We start from the raw sequence: 17,830 nt of genomic DNA, 5'->3' as shown, positions 1-17,830 counted from the left end.
AAACATTGGAGGTGCCTTTCATGGATTTTATGGATAAAACGGTGAAATTCAATGTCAAAGCCGATGAGATCGAAACATCCCCCAAAGAAGTGCTATTAACTGTCTATGACGCTCTGCAGGAGAAAGGCTACAATCCGATCAATCAAATCGTCGGTTACTTGCTTTCAGGGGATCCGGCTTACATTCCCCGGCACAATAACGCCCGGAGCCTGATTCGCAAACGGGAACGCGACGAACTGATCGAAGAATTGGTGCGCTCTTATCTCAAGGAGCATAAATAAACGGGCCTGCGCCGATTCCCGGCAGACGGGTCCGGCTTAGGAGTTCACACGTATGAGAACGATGGGCCTAGACTATGGCGACAAAACAATCGGCGTAGCCGTCAGCGATCTTCTCGGGCTTACCGCCCAGGGAATCGAGGTTATACGCAGAGCCAGTCCGCAACACGATTTAGACCAACTGCGGCGGTTAATTGGGGAGTACGAAGTAACGGAGATCGTGGTCGGCCTCCCCAAAAATATGAACGGCTCGATCGGGCCGCGCGGCGAGCTTTCTCAGGAATTCGCCGCACAGTTGACCGAGACGTTTAACCTGCCCGTCCGCATGTGGGACGAACGATTGACTACGGTATCCGCGACCCGCACTCTTTTGGAGGCGGACGTTAGCCGGAAGAAGCGCAAGCAGGTGGTCGATAAGATCGCCGCTGTGCTGATTCTGCAGGGATATATGGACTCTAAACGATGAGGTGATGGAACCATGGCTAAAGAAGAGGATTTTCAGCAAGAGGAAGCGGAAATTATTTATATCCCCGATGATGAGGGCAACGAGGAAGAATTCGAAGTCGTCATGAAATTCGAAGTGGATGGTTCCGACAAAAAGTACATGATGGTCGTGCCGGTTGAAGGCGACGAGGAATCCGACGAAGTGTACGCATTTCGTTACGAGGAAGACGAGAACGGCGACGATCTGAAGCTTTACACCATCGAGGACGAGGAAGAATGGAATATCGTTGAAGAAACGTTTAATACACTAATCGCCGAAGAGGAAGAAGAAGCATGAGTGTAAAACAGACGAACGAGTTGCGGAGTTCTTTCGGAGATGATATTATTTTATTCGACGAACAGGACGAATCCACCGTCTTTCGCATCTTGACGGAGATTCTCCACGAAGACCGCCACTACGCCGTTCTGCAATCGGAAGAGATGAAGAAAGAAGGCGAAGTGTCCGTGTTCCGGGTATCCCGGGATTCGGAAGGCACACTGGAGCTGGAAACCATCGAAGATGACGAAGAATGGGAAACCGTCTCCGAATTGTACGACGAACTCACGTTTCCGGAACACGACGAACCTTAAGAAATCTAAAGCAAACCAGAGCGGAGTCAAATCCGCTCTTTTTCATGCAGATGATTGACCAAGATGACTATTGTGGAGGAACTTATGCATCGTCCTAAATCACGAATAAAACGCTGGATGACCGGGCTGCTGGTGATTGTTCTGCTCTTGGCCGGCTGTGCCGCGGCCGCGGCTTATTATATACGGGGAGAACTTCAGCCGACCTCGGCTTCCGGTCAGGAAAAGAAGGTCGAGATCGTATCCGGCGACGGCATGAAAAATATCGCTTCCAAGCTTGAGCGGGAAGGTCTTATCCGCAACGCCTCCGTTTTTATGTATTACTTGAAATGGAAAAACGAAGGCGGCCGTTTCCAGGCCGGCGAGTATGCGATGAAGCCCGGGATCGGAACGGACGAAATCATTGCGATGCTGAACAACGGGCAGACGGTAAAAGCGAACCGCCTGACTATTCCCGAAGGATACACGGTCACGCAGATTGCCGACAAAGTCGGACAGCATGATGGGATGGAAGCGTCCGCCTTCGTTAAGGCGACGGAAGCGTACAAGCCGACGGCAGGGGAAGAGCTGCTTGCCGGAATTCCGGCGGATACCAAGCTCAAACATAGGCTGGAAGGGTATCTGTTCCCGGATACGTACGATATCCCCAAGGATGCCACCGAGCAGAAAATGATCACCCTTATGGTTGATCAGCTGGACAAGCGGCTGCAAAGCCTTCCCGCGGATTGGAAGGACAAGCTGAAGGCAAGCGGGCTGACCTTCCATCAGATGATGACGATCGCTTCCCTGATCGAGCGTGAAGTGGTTGTGGACGAGGAACGTCCGCTCGTGGCGAGCGTCATTTACAACCGGCTGAAAATCAAACAGCCGCTGCAGATCGACGCGACCGTGCAGTATGCGCTGGGCAAGCAGAAAGAAAGACTGCTCGAAAGCGATCTGAAGATCGAAAGCCCTTATAATACGTATAAAAATCCCGGACTGCCTCCGGGTCCAATCGCGAGTCCGAGCCTGGCCTCTATCAAGGCGGCGCTATATCCGGCGGAGTCGAAATACTTTTATTACGTAACGAAAAAAGACGGAAGCCAGGGACATTTGTTCGGGGAAACCTATGCGCAGCATCTGGCCAACATCGAAAAGAGCAAGCAAACCGAGAAAAACGCGAAATAAGAAGGTGACGAGGTTGATTCCAAAACCCGAGCTGCTTATAACGGCAGGAACAGTAGAGGAAGCGAAGCGATTCATAGAAGCCGGGGCGGACGCCGTACTGATCGGCGAAGCGGCATTCGGCATGCGCCTTCCGGGCGATGTGACGATTCAAGATCTGGAGGAACTGGTTCCTTACGTTCATGCTAAAGGCGCTAAAGTCTATGCGGCTGTGAACAATGTTTTTGATAATGAAGCGCTGCCTGAAGTTGAGAACTATCTTGCGGCCATCTCCGCTATCGGTGTGGACGGAGCCGTGTATGGAGATCCCGCCGTACTGCGGATGGTGAACAAAGCGGAATTGAAGCTCCCGCTTCACTGGAATGCGGAAATGACGACGACGAACTATGCTACCGCGAATTATTGGGCGTCCCGCGGAGCCGCGCGCGCGGTTCTGGCCAGGGAACTGAACCTTGAGGAAACACTTGAATTCAAGCGCCACGCCAAGCTGGAAGTTCAGGTTCAAGTGCACGGACTGACGAATATTTACCATTCCCGCCGCAGTCTGGTCGCCAATTACGTGGAGCATCTGGGGAAAGATGCAAGCAGTGTCGACCGCTCCATGGATAACGGGCTTTTTCTGATTGAGCAGGAACGCCAGGAGGAGCGCTATCCGATTTATGAGGACAGCAACGGCACTCACGTGATGAGCTCCGACGATATTTGCATGCTGGAAGATCTTCATGAGCTGCTCAAGGGAAACATAGACAGCCTTAAGATTGAAGGACTTCTGAAATCCGCCGAATATAATGAAACCGTGGTAAGGGCATACCGTCAAGTGATTGATGCCTACTGTGCGGATCCCGATTCTTACAAATTCAACGACGAAATGCTGGAGCCTATCCGACGCCTGCAGGATCCGGGCAGGGAATTGTCTTTCGGCTTTTTCTACAAAGAACAAGTATATTGAGGTGAACCACCATGAGTATTGCCGCAGCTGTTAACGAGCGTGCGCGCGGCAGACGCGTTCGTCTGGACAAGCCCGAACTGCTTGCCCCGGCGGGGAGTCTGGAGAAGCTTAAGTTTGCCGTACATTACGGTGCCGATGCCGTGTATATCGGCGGCCAGAAGTACGGTCTGCGCTCCAACGCCGACAACTTTACTTTCGAAGAGATGCGCGAAGGCGTCGAATTCGCTAACCGGTACGGCGCCAAAGTTTTCGTGGCGACGAATATTTATGCCCATAACGAAGATATCGAGGGAATTGAAGATTATTTGAGGGAACTGCAGGAAGCCGGAATTTCGGCTATCATCGCAGCCGACCCGATTATTATGGACACCGCCAGACGCGTGGCTCCCAAGCTTGAGGTGCATCTCAGCACCCAGCAGTCGGTCATGAACTGGCAGACGGTGCAGTTCTGGAAAGAAGAAGGCATCGAGCGGGTAGTTCTCGCCCGGGAAGTGAGCATGGGCGATATTGACGAGATCAAACGGCATGTCGATATCGAAATCGAAGCGTTTATTCACGGAGCGATGTGCAGCTCCTATTCCGGGCGCTGCGTGCTGTCCAATCATTTTACGGACCGCGACTCCAACCGGGGAGGGTGCTGCCAGTCCTGCCGGTGGAAGTACGATCTGTACGCGAAGGGAGCACCTCTGTCCGATCCGCTTGCACCCGATTTTCCCCTTTACGGGGAAGAGGAAGATGCGTTTATGATGAGCGCCAAGGATTTATGCATGATCGAGCATATTCCCGATATGATCGAGTCCGGCGTGGACAGTTTCAAAATCGAAGGCAGAATGAAAAGCATCCATTACGTGGCCACGGTCGTAAATGCTTACCGCCAGGCCATCGACAGCTATTTTGAAAATCCGGCGGCCTACGAGGTTAAACCGCTTTGGCGCGACGAGATCAATAAAGCGGCGAACCGACCGCTGAATACCGGATTTTTCTACGAAGCGCCGGGTCCCGAAGATCATATTTTCGGACCGGAGGACAAGGCGGCGAGCTACGATTTCGTCGGCGTGGTTATGGAGTATGACGAAAAGACGGGAACCGCCGTCATTCAGCAGCGCAATTACTTCAAACCGGGTGCGGAAGTGGAGTTTTTCGGTCCGGGAGGCACGCACTTCAAGCAGCGGGTAGATGTCATTCGAGACGAGGAAGGCGCCGAGCTCGATGCGGCTCGTCATCCTCTCCAGCTTATCCGCATTCAAACCGAACAGCCGGTTAAACCGCTGGATATGATGCGCAAACGTACCCGTTAAAGGAATTTAATACCGACTGGCTTAAGCCGGGCGGTATTTTTTTTTATTTCTAGGTCTGTGTAATCAAAAAAAGATGAATTTATAGGAAAAATGGCACAAATCAAAGAGGATAAACACAAATCGTCGTCGAACATTAAAACAAAAGTAGAAAATATTGGAGATATTTATTTTTTGCGTAAGACTTTCTTCCTAAAAAAAAGTGGATGGTGGTGCCCATGAACAAAAGACTTACACAGACAGCAACCCAGCTAAGAGAGCGTTTTCAAAAGAAACAAGCTCTGTCAGGGGGCGCTCCGAAGCCGGGAGGACCGGGCGGTTTTATTTCTTCTTCTATGGGGCTCAGCAATCCGGCGAAATCCGTAGGCATGAAACTGTTTCTTATTTTCATCGTCAGTATTTTATTTTTTGTTCTGACCGTCGGAATTACCTCGTACCAGCTTTCGAAAAGCGTCGTGCGCGGCAAAGTGAGCGAAGCGTCGAGGCAGACCATGATCCAGGCGAGCCAGAAGCTCGATCTGCTTTTCGGCGGCTTTGAAGATTTAACGATGCAGATGATGCTCGACGCCGATTTGCAGCGCCTGCTTGAAACACGCAACGAGGTTAAAGAAGGTACGTACGAGCAGCTCGAAGTCACTCGTAAAATTACGGAAAAAGTGAATTCTTATTTATTTTCCAACAAATCGATCAAAAGCATGACGCTGTTAAAAACAGACGGTCATATGATCAACTCCAACGGAGCTTCCTTGAACGCTACGACGGAAGAAATTACAAAAACGGACTGGTTCCAGGTGATTTCCAAAACCAGCGGGCAGCCCCTGTGGCTGGACACGAAACCGAAAGGTTATTTCAGCGGGGAACCGAGTGTCGCAATGGGCCGCTACCTGAACTCGACGAGCACTTCCACACCGATCGCGATGCTTCTGATGGAAATTCCTACATCGATTCTGGACAAAGAGCTCGGACTTATCCAGCTCGGCGATGACAGCACGATGTACATTTCGGATGCGTCCAACAAATTGATTTATGCGAAGGATCAGGAACTTCTCGCAAAACCGTCTCCGGTTACGATCAGTGAGGAGCAGCAGAAGACGGCTTCCGGCGACTTCCTCTCATCGGATAAACAGACACAGAACGTATATTCGAAGTTTGCCGGTACCGGTTGGTTCCTCGTAGGAAGCATGCCGGTCGGAGAATTGGTTAAAGACGCGAACGTGATCTTTAATCTGACGCTGGTAATGGCCCTTGTGGCGGCCGTTATCGCCGCTTTAATCGGCATTTTCGTGGCGAGAATGATCGGCAGGCCGCTGTCCGGACTGGCCGGGCTAATGAAGCAGGGTGCCCAGGGCAACCTGAAGGTGCGGGCGAATCTTAAGGGCCGGGACGAGATCGGCATGCTTGGAGAAAATTTCGATATGATGATGGAGCAGATTACGACGCTGGTCCGCCAGACGAACGAATCCGCCCAGGAGGTGCTGAACACGGCCTCCGAAGTCGCGAACGCCTCCAAGATTACGGCGACTTCCGCCAAAGAAATCGCAGTGGCGACCGACGAGATCTCGGGAGGAGCCGCAGGGCTCGCCTCCGAGTCCGAACGCGGGAACGAGCTGACGCATCATATCGGCGAGAAAATGAAGCAGGTGATGTCCGCCAACCTCGAAATGGGTACGGCAGCCTCCGGCGTCAGAAGCTCGGGCGAGCAGGGCACGAAGTACATGGAAGAGCTGATGGACAAAACCGGCCAGACGGAAGTGATGACCCGCTCCATGGTGGAGAAGGTCGACAACCTGAAAGAGAGCACCCGATCCATCCGCAAAATATTGGAAATGCTGCACAATCTGACGAAGCAGACGAATATCCTCTCCCTGAATGCAACGATCGAAGCTGCGAGAGCCGGAGCGGCAGGCAAAGGATTTATGGTGGTCGCCGATGAAATCCGCAAACTGGCGGATCAGTCCAAGCAGTCTATCGACGTTGTGGCTCAGATTACGGAAACGATTCAGCGCGAAATCGACGAGACCGTCCACGTGCTTCATCAAGCCTACCCGCTTTTCAATCAGCAAATCGGTGCCGTGAAAGAAGCGGACGGGATTTTCGCCCAGGTCCAGAATCACATGAGCGAATTTATCGAACGGTTGAACGCGGTGACGGAATCGATAAGCGAGCTTGATCAGTCGCAAGCCGTCCTGTCCGATGCGATGACGAATGTGAGTGCCGTGGCGGAGGAATCGCTGGCGACCTCCGAGGAAGTGGCTTCCCTCAGTTCCGAGCAGCTCAGCATCAGTCAGAATCTGGTGAAGCTGTCCGACAGACTGGAGAACCTCTCGAATTCCCTGAAAGACACGCTGTCTAAGTTTACATTATAATCCCGAAGAGCGCCTCGTTTCCGGAAAGCCGGAAGGAGGCGTTTTTCTTTTTTTCATCCCTGAATGGAAGGTTTGGGCGCATTCCCCCTTGTCTATACTGGAATCAAAAGAAGCGGACACGGGAGCGGTGAATGTATGGGCAAAGATTTACCCGGTACTGCCGGAAAAGAAAAGGCAGACGCCCGGGCGGGAATCTCGCTTGTGGAAAGTGGCATCGACGGTGGTAAGACCATCCATAGCATCCAAACGGACCCGCGCCGCAAACTCCTGCTGCTGCTCGGGTTGACCGGTATTCTGGCACTCTTGGCCGCGCGGTTATTTTGGATCCAGGTGCTAAGGCCCCACCGGTTTTCGTCTTATGAAGTAGATCTGGTCAAAAACTCCGTTTTACAGCGTCAGAAAAGCATTGTGCTCGATACGGGAAGAGGAGACATCTACGACCGGAATCTGAAGCCTCTGACCGGCAAAACAATCCGGACGGCCATTATTTTTCCGGTCCATCCCGATTACACGGGCTCGGCGGAACAGCTTCGGAAGGTCGGCGAAGCTTTCGGGGTGACGGCGGACGACTGGAAGTCTTTTGTAAAACAGGTGAAGGAGCCGTTTTTATGGACGGGAAGCCTGACGGCTCCTGGCAAGGGGAAGAACGGGGGCCAATCAGCTTCTTCGGAGTCCGGCGAGTCCGTGAAAGATCCGCTGGAATTAACGTCTTCCCAAATCGCTCTGCTTGAGGCGAGCGGGCTTTCTTACGTGCAGGTGACGGATTACAAAACCCGCTATCCGGATCATCCCGCCGCAGCGCAGGTGATCGGCTACATCGGGCAGAACCCGGAGCGGATCTCCGGCCTGTACGCCCGCGCACTTGCGGCCGGACATTTGACGCTCACCAGTGAGATTGGGGTGTCGGGTCTTGAGAAAACGTTCGAGTCCCGGCTGCGGGGCATCGGCGAACGTACTTTATCCGTGTTTACGGATGCGGGTAAACGGCCGCTGGACGCTCTAAACGCCAGACTGATTTCACCGGATCAGTCCCGTTATCCCCTGCAGTTGATGACTACACTGGATTCGGGTATTCAGCGGAGCATCGAAGAACGGATGACGAGACGGGGAATTACAAAAGGGGCGGTCGTCGTCCTGGATGCCGCCAATGCGGATATCGTGGCGATGGCTTCCAAACCGTCATTTCATCCGGGGGAGATCAACGCGATAGATGGAGACTGGGCCAATCTGGGTGTCAAAGCTGCCGTGCCGGGATCGATTTTCAAAACGGTTGTAGCCGCAGCAGCGCTCGAGAAAGGCGTTGTTAAGCCGGAGGAGACATTTGACTGCCACGGGGCATGGGGAAAATACGGGTTTACCTGCTGGAAGAAGGAAGGTCACGGAAAGCTTACGTTCGAAGAAGGATTTGCCCAATCGTGCAATATCGTTTTCGGCGAAGTGATGCGGCGTCTGGATTCGGACGAACTGGAAACGTATACGCGGAATCTGGGGCTGCTGACTCCCGTCGGATGGAAAGGGAGCCTCACGGGAGGGGCCCCGGTCGCTCAGCTCGACGGTGAGGAAGGCGGTCAGCTCTTCGGCGCCCAAACGCCGAGAGACGATGAAGGAGTCCGGCTGCAGACCGCCATCGGCCAGAGGGACGTCCAAGTGACGCCCCTTCAGGCGGCGAACCTTGTCGTAACCGTTCTGCACCGGGGAAAAGCGCGTTCTCCGCGCCTCGTGAAAGAAGTCCGGTTCCGGGACGGACTGACCCTGGACTCGTTTCCGCCGAAATTTCTCCCGGGAGCGAAGGAAGTTCTCTCTCCTAGGACGACAAGTGATCTCCTACGGGAGATGAGACTCGTCGTGCGGAGAGGAACGGCCGGACAGTTGGCTGCGGCGAAGTGGCCGCTGGCCGGAAAGACGGGCACGGCGCAGGTCCAGTCGGGAACTCAAGAAACCGTTAACCAGTGGTTTATCGGTTACGGTCCCGTCGATGCTCCAAAGTATGCCGTAGCTGTCGTCATCCGCGAAGCTGCGCCGGAAGCGCCTTCAGAAGCCGTTCCGCTGGCGCGTGAGATCATGGACATGCTGGCGGATCAGCCGAACTGATCCTGCGCGGAAGCGAGCTGGGGCGGTTTCGCCGCTTGGGGGAGTGTGACAAGCACGCGGGTTCCCCGGCCGGGTACGCTCGTCACCTGCACCTTTCCGCCGAAGGTTTCGATGATGCGGAACGCCACCATGACGCTGAGTCCGGTTCCCTTTTGCTTCGTGGAATAAAAAGGGGAGCCGAGGCGGGCGATTTCTTCCGCGTTCATCCCGATCCCGGTATCTTCGATGGAGATGCAGACGCTTTTCGGTTCGGGATAAGCCTCTATTCGTAAACGTCCGCCTTCCGGCATCGCTTCGATTCCGTTCCGTGACAGATTCACGAGGCATTGGATCAATTTTTCCGCGTTTGCCGTGATCCACAGAGACGGAGGAGCGTGCGTTTCCAGCTGAACCTTGCTGCCGCCGGCGTATCCTTGAATGCGCTGGACCAGGTTGACTAAGATGCCGCTTACGGATACCGGCTCGGTTATTTCGGCTTGTGGCTTGGCGAAGGCGAGATAGCTTGTAATGATTTGCTGGACGCGGTCCATTTCTTCAATCGCCATCGAGGTATACATTTTTTTCTTTTCTTCGTTGACTTCCGTTTGGGATAAAATTTGCAGAAAACCTCTGGCAACCGTCATCGGATTACGGATTTCATGCGCCACGGAAGCGGCCAACTCGCTGAGGACGCTCAGCTTTTCCGCCCGCTGCGATTCCATGCGGTTGATTCGGCTCTCCCGGATAAATTGAGACAAATAGATGATAATAGCCATCGAAATACCGTGCAATACAATAGAGAACGCATGAAAGGAAAAAAAATCGGACGGAAGAGGCAGTTGGTTCTTGCGGTGGAAAAAGACTTGAAAAGCCATAAACGTAAAACCCAAACCGGCGGATAGAAGGACGGGACATAAAAAAGCGGAGAATCGGCCGCCTGTTTTGTGAAATTTGATGTACAACCCCGCAAAACAGGTGCAAATCAGCAAAAACACCGCATCTGTCGGTAGTAAGGCCGGGAAAACGAATCCGCGCAGAAGCAGAAGGCTGGCCGAAACGGATAAGGCCGGAAGAAGTCCTCCGTGCAGAAAGCTGCTGACGAGGGGGAGCATAAACAAGCTTTGCTTGATCCCGCTGCCGGAGCTGTAGGGATAAGTCGCGAGTACGAGTGCAGCGAGAATGCTAACGAGCGTCATCATAGGTTTATACGATTTTTTGCTTAACGGATTGCTTTCATCGAAGAAAGGGGACACGATGACAGGTGAACACGCTATCACGACGTTAAACAATACCTCATGAAAACTGATCGACATACGGTTCGCCTACTATCTTTTAGGGTTTTGGAGGAAATCAGTCCCGTATTTCAGATAAGATCAGGACAGTCTGCCTAGGCATTATTTTCCACAATTGTTCAGCTGTGTATTACTTCGATAGAGTTATACAAATTTCCTACTTGGAAAATGCCACTCCTCACATCCTGATAGAAGAAAATGAACCCGTCCTTGCGGCAGACGCCGGTTTTCCCCTACAATAAACAAATAAACGGCTAAAAAGACGTGCCGAACCGCATCAGAGGATGGACCGATAGTCAGAAGGAGAATTGCCGAATGGAATCATTGCCGTTATTACCCGAAAAGATTACACTCATTGACCGCTCCGGGGACCTGGAGGCGGATTTGTTGTTTCCGTTTGCCCTCGAAGAGCTGCTCATCCGCAAAGTGGGAGAAGGAGCCGACCCCATCGTTCATTTGTGGAGGCATCCCCAAGGTCTGGTACTCGGGCTCCGGGACAGCCGGCTGCCTCATGCCCCCCAAGCGGCGGACAGAATAGCCGGGGAGGGAAGAGCGGTGATTGTGCGCAATTCCGGGGGAGCGGGCGTGCCGCTGGACCCGGGAGTAGTGAATGTAACGTTGATTACACCCAAACCTGTGGGCAAAATAGATTTTCACGATGATTTCGAAACCATGTACCGTTTTCTGGGCGGTGTCCTGGCAGACTGGAATACGGGCGTCGCCAAAGGGGAAATCGCCGGCTCCTACTGCCCCGGCGATTTCGATTTGAGCGTCGGCGGCCGCAAGTTCTGCGGCATCGCCCAGCGCAGGCAGTCACGCGCGCTGTCGGTGCAGGCTTTCGTCGTCGTCGAGGGCACCGGGGCGGAGAAAGCCGCCGTGGCGCGCTCGTTCTACGACGAAGCGGGGCAGGGCGCGGCGCCGGACAGCTACCCGGACGTGGAGCCCGGGCGCATGACGAGCCTCGCCGAGTACGCGGGCGCCGGGCTCACTTCGCCCGCGTTCTGCCGCTTGACGGGCGAATGGCTCGCCCGTCAGTCGCAGGTGCGTGCAGCGGAATACCGGGAATTCGCTGCGGACGAAGACATCGCGGCGATGATGCGCACGATGCGGGAGCGCTACGGCTTCAAGGCCGCGGACTAGAGCTTCGCCGGCGCAGTCGCCCGTACACAACAAAAAACCTCCGTGTCCACGTAATTTCATGGACATGGAGGTTTTTTTGTTCGTTCGGACGGTTAGCCGAAAAATTTTTCTAAAATCGCGGGAAGCTCTTTCTGCCAGAAGCCCCACACGTGCTTACCGGGCTTTTCTTCATAGAAGAGCCGGACATTTTTTTGTTCGAGAAGAGCTTTCGAGAGGCGGTTCGCCTCCACGAAGTCAAAGGTGCCGCGCTCGGTCTTAACCTCTTCCTCGTCCAGGCCGATCAGCATATACAGCTCCAGCCAGGAAAGATCCCCTTCGGACTGCAGCCGGCTGCGGGTCGGTTCCAAAAATGCGCCGGACAGGGATATAACTCTCGCGAAGAGGTGAGGATAAGTTAGGGCAAGATGCAGAGAAACCGTGCCTCCGAGGGAGTCTCCGGCCAAAATGCGTTCGCTTTTATCCGCACGCACGGCATACTTCGATTCAACGAAGGGGAGCATCTCTTCCGCAAAAAAACGGATGTAGGCTTCATGATTTTCGCCGTCCGGGGAGTACTCCGAGGTCCGGATTTTGACGTTCACATCGACGCCGACGATAATGGCCGGCTCCCAGCCGTGGTCGAGAATGCCGGCGGTCATGGTGGTCGCTATCCGGCCGAAGTTAAAAAATTCTTCTCCATCCTGACAGTAAATGACCGGGTACGACAGCACTTCGTTGTAACCCGGAGGCAGGAAAATGCGCAAGGAACGTGTCGAATCAAGGTGTTTGGAGCTGATCTCCTCTTTTACAATGGTTCGTTTATACAGTCTGGAATCGGTCATAACGAGCGTCCTTTCTTTACTCCTTTAAAGGGGAGGTTGTATTATAATAGTGTAAAGGTTTTGTTGATCTGTATTATATATATAAAGCAACTGTACTATCCCGAATCGATATACGGGCGTTATTACAGCAAGTTACCTGTTGATATTCCATACGAAACAGGTTTATAATAATTAGTATAACAGAAAGTCTTTTTCATGGCATGAAAATCATAGATGAGGTGACAATCACATGAGCAAGCCGTTGTATGAAGTAAGTTCCGAGCAAGTACAGCCCTTGACGATTATCGGGCCCGACGGAACCGTGGTTAACGAAGAGAAAATGCCGAAACTTAGTGACGATCAGTTGAAAGAACTGATGCGCCGCATGGTATTTACACGCGTTTGGGACGAACGCGCGATCAATCTGGGACGTCAAGGACGTCTTGGCTTCTACGCACCGGTTTCCGGACAGGAAGCTTCGATGATCGGCAGCGAATTCGCGTTAAACAAAGAAGACTTCATTTGCCCGGGCTACCGTGATATGCCGCAAATCGTATGGCACGGCCTGCCGATGTACCAGGCGTTCCTGTACTCCCGCGGCCACCAGCACGGCGGTCAAGTGCCTGAGGATGTGAACGTCCTGATGCCGCAAATCATCATCGGCGCTCAAATCCTGCACGCTACCGGCATCGGTATGGCGTTCAAGAAGAAAGGCGAGAAGCGCGTTGCCATTACGTACACCGGCGACGGCGGAAGCTCCGAGGGCGATTTCTACGAAGGCCTTAACTTCGGCGGAGCGTTCAAGCTTCCGGTTATTTACATGGTACAGAACAACGGTTACGCGATCACGACTCCGTTTTCCAAGCAGACCGGCGCTCAATCCATCGCTCACAAGGCGCTGGCAGCGGGTATCCGCGGCGTGCAGGTTGACGGCATGGACGTTCTGGCCGTTTACGCAGCCGTATCCGAAGCGGCCGAAATCGCCCGCAACGGCGGAGGCCCTACTCTGATCGAATCCCTTACTTACCGTTTCAAGCCGCACTCCATGGCGGACGATACGACGAAATACCGTACGAAGGACGAAGAAGGCGAATGGGCGCCTAAGGATCCGATCGTACGCTTCCGTACTTACTTGACGCAGAAGGGCCTCTGGAGCGAAGAAGAAGAGGCGAAAGTAAAAGAAGAAGCGAAAGCGACTGTAGCGGAGCAAATCAAAAAAGCCGAGCAAACCGAGAAAATGACGGTAGCGGGCCTGATCGATTCCATGTTCGAAACGACTCCGAAGCACCTGGAAGAGCAAAAAGCGCAGTTCTCCTAAGCGAAACTGCGGACGCACCAGACTTAACCAGCAGACGGTCAGCGGCCTCTTTGGACGGCCGCCAGCCCTTTTTACACTAAATATTCCGGTCTAAGGCCGTGTTCTCTATAGAAGAACGATATGGGAGGCAGTAGATGTCATGGCACAAATGACGATGATTCAGGCGATTCAAGACGCTATGCGCGTAGAGCTTGCAAGAGATAAGAACGTTGTGTTGTTCGGTGAAGACGTAGGCCACGTGGGCGGCGTGTTCCGTGCAACGGAAGGACTCCAGAAAGAATTCGGCGAGGATCGGGTATTCGATACTCCGCTGGCCGAATCCGCTATCGGCGGTCTGGCGGTAGGGATGGCGACTCAGGGCTTCCGTCCGGTCGCGGAAATCCAGTTCGTGGGCTTCATTTACGAAGCGCTGGACCAAATGGCTGTACAGGCAGCCCGTATGCGCTACCGTTCCGGCGGCAGCTACCAGGCTCCGATCGTATTCCGTACGCCTTTCGGCGGCGGCGTTAAGGCAGCCGAGCTTCACACGGACTCCCTGGAAGGTTTGATGATCCAGACACCGGGTATTAAAGTAGTAATTCCTTCTAACCCGTACGATGCGAAAGGCCTTATGATCGCGGCGATCCGCGACAATGATCCGGTGTTCTTCATGGAGCACCTGAACTTGTACCGTTCTTTCCGTCAGGAAGTTCCGGAAGGCGAGTACACGGTAGAGCTGGGCAAAGCGAACGTCGTTCGCGAAGGTTCCCACGCTACGATCATCACTTATGGCGCCATGGTTCACACGTCCCTGAAAGCGGCGGAAGAGATCGAGAAAACCCGCGGCGTGAAAGTGGAAGTTATCGACGTCCGTACCCTGATGCCTTTGGACATCGACACCATTGTCGAATCCATCAAGAAAACCAACCGTGCCATCGTGGTGCAGGAAGCACAGAAAACATCGGGTGCTGCTGCCGAAATCATCGCACAAATCAACGAAAAGGCTATTCTGCATCTGGAAGCGCCGGTTCTCCGCGTTGCCGCTCCGGATACGGTTTATCCGTTTGCTCAAATCGAAGATCAGTGGCTTCCGACACCTGCCCGCATTATCGACGGGCTGAACCAAGTGCTGGATTTCTAATCCTGCCTGCGGCTCCACGATTTTACTACTCAATATAGGAGGTTGTTCTTCTTGGCACGTTTTGAATATAAGTTCCCGGAACTTGGCGAAGGCATTCATGAAGGCGAGATTGTCAAAGTCAATGTTAAAGCGGGCGACAAGGTTGATGACGATACGATTCTGATGGAAGTTCAGAACGACAAAGCGGTCGTGGAAGTTCCTTGCCCGGTTAACGGCCAGATTCAGGAAGTGCTGATCAAGGAAGGCCAGGTTTGCCACGTCGGCGAAGTGGTCATGATCATTGATGCGGAAGGCGAGATTCCGGAATCGGAAACCTCCGCCGCGGCTCCTTCACCGGAAGCGGCTGCTCCGGCTCCTTCCAATGCGCCGTCGACCGAGCTTCCTAAGAAGGAAGATCAAGGCGCTCCGACAGCTCCGGCTCCGGAAGAAGCGAAAAAATCCGAAGGCGGCAAGCCGTCGGCTGCTCCTAAAGACATTCTCGCTACGCCTAGCGTCCGCAAATTTGCGCGCGAGAAAGGCATCAACATCGCGGAAGTGTCCGGCACAGGCAAGAACGGCCGCATTACCCGCGAAGACATTGAAGGCTTCGTTTCCGGCGGCGGCACATCCGCAACCGCGGCACAAGCCGATCAGTCCGCTCAGGAGAAAGCGGCTCCTTCCAAGGCGGCCTCCGCACCTGCGGCACAAGGCGAGCTGGAAGAAGAGCGCATTCCGTTCAAAGGCATCCGCAAAGTGATCGCCAATGCTATGGTGAAATCCAAGCACACGGCTCCTCACGTGACGCTGCTGGACGAAGTCGACGTGACGCAGCTCGTGGCGCTCCGTACCAAAGCGAAGCCGCTTGCCGAGAAGAAAGGCGTTAAGCTTACTTACCTGCCGTTCATCGTTAAAGCGCTCGTGGCAGCCTGCCGCCAATTCCCGGTCATGAACGCCATGATCGACGAAGAAAAGCAGGAAATCGTGTACAAGAAATACTTCAACGTCGGTATCGCAACCGATACGGACAACGGACTTCTCGTACCTGTCATTCATCACGCGGACCGTCAAAATATCTGGATGATTGCGGATTCCATCCGTGATCTGGCTACACGCGGCCGCGACGGAAAGCTGACTCCGCATGAAATGAAAGGCGGCACAGTCACGATTACCAACATCGGCTCCGCCGGCGGCATGTTCTTTACTCCGGTGATCAACTATCCGGAAGTTGCTATCCTCGGCACCGGCCGCATTTCCGAGAAGCCGGTCGTGAAGAATGGCGAAATCGTCATTGCTCCGGTAATGGCTCTGTCTCTCAGCTTCGACCACCGTCTCGTTGACGGCGCAACAGCTCAAAATTTCATGAACTATATCAAGCAGCTGCTTAACGATCCCGAGCTGCTCGTGATGGAGGTATAAAGCGATGGTAGTAGGAGATGCTTCTTTAGATATTGACGTTCTGGTAATTGGTGCGGGTCCCGGCGGCTATGTGGCTGCCATCCGCGCTGCACAGCTTGGCAAAAGTGTTCTGATCGTAGATAAATCCGAGTGGGGCGGCGTCTGCTTGAACCGCGGCTGTATCCCTTCCAAGGCTCTTATTTCCGCAGCGCACCAATACGAAGCGGCCCAGCATTCCGAAGTAATGGGAGTAAGCGTAGAGAATGTTAAGCTGGACTACGCGAAAACCCAAGAGTGGAAAGCTTCCGTTGTGAAAAAGCTGACCAGCGGCGTTGCCGGTCTGCTCAAAGGCAACAAAGTGCAAATGTTCCAGGGCGAAGCCATGTTCATCAACGAAAACGAAGCACGTGTTTTCAATGAGCAGGAAGCTCCGCGTTACCGCTTTAAGCACTGCATCATTGCGACCGGTTCCCGTCCGATCGAGCTGAAGCCGTTCCCGTTCGGCGGACGTATTCTTTCCTCGACGGAAGCTCTGGAATTGAAAGAAATTCCGAAGAGCATGGTCGTGATCGGCGGCGGATACATCGGTATCGAGCTGGGTCAAACCTTCGCGAAATTCGGAACGAAAGTAACGGTACTTGAAGGTTCCGATACGGTTCTTCCGGGCTTCGAGAAAGAAATGTCCCGCCTGGTTGCCAAAAACCTGAGCAAGCTGAACGTGGAAGTGTTCACGGAAGCTCTTGCTCAAAGCTCCGAGCAAACCGAGAACGACGTAACGGTAAGGTTCACGGTTAAAGGCGAAGAGAAGAAAGTAACCGCCGACTACGTACTCGTAACCGTCGGACGTCGTCCGAACACGGACGGCGAGCTTGGCCTCGACCTGATCAACGTGAAACTGACCGACCGCGGTCTGATTGAAGTTGACGAGCAGGGCCGCACGAACATTCCGCACATCTTCGCTATCGGCGATATCGTTCCAGGCCTGGCTCTGGCGCACAAAGCTTCTTACGAAGGTAAAGTGGCGGCGGAAGCCATTGCCGGACAGCCTAGCGTTGTCGATTACAAGGCCATCCCGGCCGTAGTGTTCTCCGATCCGGAAATCGCTTCGGTAGGCCTTAACGAAACCGAAGCCAAAGAGAAAGGCATGAACGTTTCCGTAGGCAAGTTCCCTTATGCCGCTAACGGCCGTGCTCTTTCCCTGAACGCAACCGAAGGTTTCGTTAAAATCGTAGCGAACAAGGATACCGGTCTTGTTGTCGGTTCCCAAATCGTAGGTCCGGAAGCATCGAACCTGATTGCCGAAATCGGCCTGGCGATCGAAATGGGAGCTACGCTCGAAGATATCGCGCTTACGATCCATGCTCACCCGACGCTTGGCGAGATCGTAGCTGAAGCCGCCGAAGGCGCGCTTGGCCACCCGATCCATATGCTTGGCAAGTAACATCCATGATTTCTTCTTAAAATAGACACAATTAGACATGCGCCGGAGATAATTCTCTGACGCATGTCTTTTTTTACAGGAATTTGAACTAGGCCCGCAGTATTAAAAAAGCAACAAATAATAGGTACACTGGCTTATCAAGTCGAGTCAAA

At 53.5% G+C, this 17,830-nt stretch carries 16 protein-coding genes; 14 read left to right on the top strand and 2 right to left on the bottom strand.

Going from position 1 to position 17,830, the window contains the following annotated elements:
* Nucleotides 1-20 precede the first annotated feature (20 nt).
* The 9 genes from KVT34_RS08425 to KVT34_RS08385 all read left to right on the top strand — a co-directional run bounded on the left by KVT34_RS08425 (nucleotide 21) and on the right by KVT34_RS08385 (nucleotide 9,214).
* Nucleotides 21-281, top strand: coding sequence for an IreB family regulatory phosphoprotein (locus KVT34_RS08425; protein WP_009676594.1), 261 nt, complete (start codon nucleotides 21-23; stop codon nucleotides 279-281).
* A gap of 52 nt (nucleotides 282-333) precedes the next feature.
* On the top strand, nucleotides 334-744 hold the full coding sequence (gene ruvX / locus KVT34_RS08420; protein WP_217558133.1) for a Holliday junction resolvase RuvX: 411 nt from the start codon (nucleotides 334-336) through the stop codon (nucleotides 742-744).
* A gap of 12 nt (nucleotides 745-756) precedes the next feature.
* Complete coding sequence (locus KVT34_RS08415; RefSeq protein WP_009676589.1) at nucleotides 757-1,059, top strand: DUF1292 domain-containing protein; 303 nt, start codon at nucleotides 757-759, stop codon at nucleotides 1,057-1,059.
* Nucleotides 1,056-1,352: a DUF1292 domain-containing protein gene (locus KVT34_RS08410; protein WP_009676585.1), complete on the top strand. Its 297-nt coding sequence runs from the start codon at nucleotides 1,056-1,058 to the stop codon at nucleotides 1,350-1,352. The genes KVT34_RS08415 and KVT34_RS08410 overlap by 4 nt, the downstream gene beginning before the upstream one ends.
* Nucleotides 1,353-1,436: 84 nt before the next feature.
* Nucleotides 1,437-2,516 (top strand): endolytic transglycosylase MltG, encoded by a 1,080-nt coding sequence (gene mltG / locus KVT34_RS08405; protein WP_217558132.1) that lies wholly within the window; start codon nucleotides 1,437-1,439, stop codon nucleotides 2,514-2,516.
* Between the two features lie 13 nt (nucleotides 2,517-2,529).
* Nucleotides 2,530-3,462, top strand: a complete 933-nt coding sequence (locus tag KVT34_RS08400) for a peptidase U32 family protein (protein ID WP_217558131.1) — start codon at nucleotides 2,530-2,532, stop codon at nucleotides 3,460-3,462.
* A gap of 11 nt (nucleotides 3,463-3,473) precedes the next feature.
* A complete protein-coding gene (locus tag KVT34_RS08395) occupies nucleotides 3,474-4,760 on the top strand; it encodes a peptidase U32 family protein (RefSeq protein ID WP_217558130.1) in 1,287 nt (428 codons plus the stop codon).
* A 215-nt stretch (nucleotides 4,761-4,975) separates the two neighbouring features.
* The gene (locus KVT34_RS08390; protein ID WP_217558129.1) at nucleotides 4,976-7,123 is read left to right on the top strand and encodes a methyl-accepting chemotaxis protein; all 2,148 of its coding nucleotides are present in this window, start codon (nucleotides 4,976-4,978) and stop codon (nucleotides 7,121-7,123) included.
* A 135-nt stretch (nucleotides 7,124-7,258) separates the two neighbouring features.
* Entirely contained in the window at nucleotides 7,259-9,214 is a 1,956-nt protein-coding gene (locus KVT34_RS08385; protein WP_217558128.1) for a peptidoglycan D,D-transpeptidase FtsI family protein, read from the top strand.
* On the opposite strand, the gene KVT34_RS08380 is transcribed toward KVT34_RS08385, so the two are convergent.
* Nucleotides 9,202-10,506: an ATP-binding protein gene (locus tag KVT34_RS08380; RefSeq protein ID WP_217558127.1), complete on the bottom strand. Its 1,305-nt coding sequence runs from the start codon at nucleotides 10,504-10,506 to the stop codon at nucleotides 9,202-9,204. The two genes, KVT34_RS08385 and KVT34_RS08380, sit on opposite strands and share 13 nt — an antisense overlap.
* Before the next feature lie 294 nt (nucleotides 10,507-10,800).
* Here KVT34_RS08380 and KVT34_RS08375 point away from each other — a divergent pair, with 294 nt between their 5' ends.
* The gene (locus tag KVT34_RS08375; RefSeq protein WP_217558126.1) at nucleotides 10,801-11,625 is read left to right on the top strand and encodes a lipoate--protein ligase family protein; all 825 of its coding nucleotides are present in this window, start codon (nucleotides 10,801-10,803) and stop codon (nucleotides 11,623-11,625) included.
* A gap of 92 nt (nucleotides 11,626-11,717) precedes the next feature.
* On the opposite strand, the gene KVT34_RS08370 is transcribed toward KVT34_RS08375, so the two are convergent.
* Complete coding sequence (locus KVT34_RS08370) at nucleotides 11,718-12,446, bottom strand: alpha/beta hydrolase (RefSeq protein WP_217558125.1); 729 nt, start codon at nucleotides 12,444-12,446, stop codon at nucleotides 11,718-11,720.
* A 229-nt stretch (nucleotides 12,447-12,675) separates the two neighbouring features.
* Between KVT34_RS08370 and pdhA the strand changes: the two genes are divergently transcribed.
* From pdhA to lpdA, 4 genes are all read left to right on the top strand, one after another.
* Nucleotides 12,676-13,743, top strand: coding sequence for a pyruvate dehydrogenase (acetyl-transferring) E1 component subunit alpha (gene pdhA, locus KVT34_RS08365; protein WP_217558124.1), 1,068 nt, complete (start codon nucleotides 12,676-12,678; stop codon nucleotides 13,741-13,743).
* A 139-nt stretch (nucleotides 13,744-13,882) separates the two neighbouring features.
* The gene (locus tag KVT34_RS08360; protein ID WP_217558123.1) at nucleotides 13,883-14,863 is read left to right on the top strand and encodes an alpha-ketoacid dehydrogenase subunit beta; all 981 of its coding nucleotides are present in this window, start codon (nucleotides 13,883-13,885) and stop codon (nucleotides 14,861-14,863) included.
* Nucleotides 14,864-14,914: 51 nt separating this feature from the next.
* Nucleotides 14,915-16,258, top strand: coding sequence for a dihydrolipoamide acetyltransferase family protein (locus KVT34_RS08355; RefSeq protein WP_217558121.1), 1,344 nt, complete (start codon nucleotides 14,915-14,917; stop codon nucleotides 16,256-16,258).
* A gap of 4 nt (nucleotides 16,259-16,262) precedes the next feature.
* On the top strand, nucleotides 16,263-17,678 hold the full coding sequence (gene lpdA, locus KVT34_RS08350) for a dihydrolipoyl dehydrogenase (protein WP_217558120.1): 1,416 nt from the start codon (nucleotides 16,263-16,265) through the stop codon (nucleotides 17,676-17,678).
* The last annotated feature ends 152 nt before the right edge of the window (nucleotides 17,679-17,830 follow it).

This window comes from Paenibacillus sp. GbtcB18, assembly GCF_019091125.1.
GTDB classification, from domain to species: Bacteria; Bacillota; Bacilli; order Paenibacillales; family NBRC-103111; genus Paenibacillus_F; species Paenibacillus_F chitinolyticus.
This window is presented reverse-complemented; position numbering and strand designations above follow the sequence as displayed.

Excerpts from the sequence above, each read along its gene's own strand:
- ruvX (WP_217558133.1), top strand. The coding sequence starts at position 334 with ATGAGAACGATGGGCCTAGACTATGGCGACAAAACAATCGGCGTAGCC.
- lpdA (WP_217558120.1), top strand. The coding sequence starts at position 16,263 with ATGGTAGTAGGAGATGCTTCTTTAGATATTGACGTTCTGGTAATTGGT.
- KVT34_RS08360 (WP_217558123.1), top strand. The coding sequence starts at position 13,883 with ATGGCACAAATGACGATGATTCAGGCGATTCAAGACGCTATGCGCGTA.
- KVT34_RS08370 (WP_217558125.1), bottom strand. The coding sequence starts at position 12,446 with ATGACCGATTCCAGACTGTATAAACGAACCATTGTAAAAGAGGAGATC.
- KVT34_RS08380 (WP_217558127.1), bottom strand. The coding sequence starts at position 10,506 with ATGTCGATCAGTTTTCATGAGGTATTGTTTAACGTCGTGATAGCGTGT.
- KVT34_RS08415 (WP_009676589.1), top strand. The coding sequence starts at position 757 with ATGGCTAAAGAAGAGGATTTTCAGCAAGAGGAAGCGGAAATTATTTAT.
- KVT34_RS08375 (WP_217558126.1), top strand. The coding sequence starts at position 10,801 with ATGGAATCATTGCCGTTATTACCCGAAAAGATTACACTCATTGACCGC.
- KVT34_RS08410 (WP_009676585.1), top strand. The coding sequence starts at position 1,056 with ATGAGTGTAAAACAGACGAACGAGTTGCGGAGTTCTTTCGGAGATGAT.
- pdhA (WP_217558124.1), top strand. The coding sequence starts at position 12,676 with ATGAGCAAGCCGTTGTATGAAGTAAGTTCCGAGCAAGTACAGCCCTTG.
- mltG (WP_217558132.1), top strand. The coding sequence starts at position 1,437 with ATGCATCGTCCTAAATCACGAATAAAACGCTGGATGACCGGGCTGCTG.
- KVT34_RS08390 (WP_217558129.1), top strand. The coding sequence starts at position 4,976 with ATGAACAAAAGACTTACACAGACAGCAACCCAGCTAAGAGAGCGTTTT.
- KVT34_RS08385 (WP_217558128.1), top strand. The coding sequence starts at position 7,259 with ATGGGCAAAGATTTACCCGGTACTGCCGGAAAAGAAAAGGCAGACGCC.
- KVT34_RS08395 (WP_217558130.1), top strand. The coding sequence starts at position 3,474 with ATGAGTATTGCCGCAGCTGTTAACGAGCGTGCGCGCGGCAGACGCGTT.
- KVT34_RS08425 (WP_009676594.1), top strand. The coding sequence starts at position 21 with ATGGATTTTATGGATAAAACGGTGAAATTCAATGTCAAAGCCGATGAG.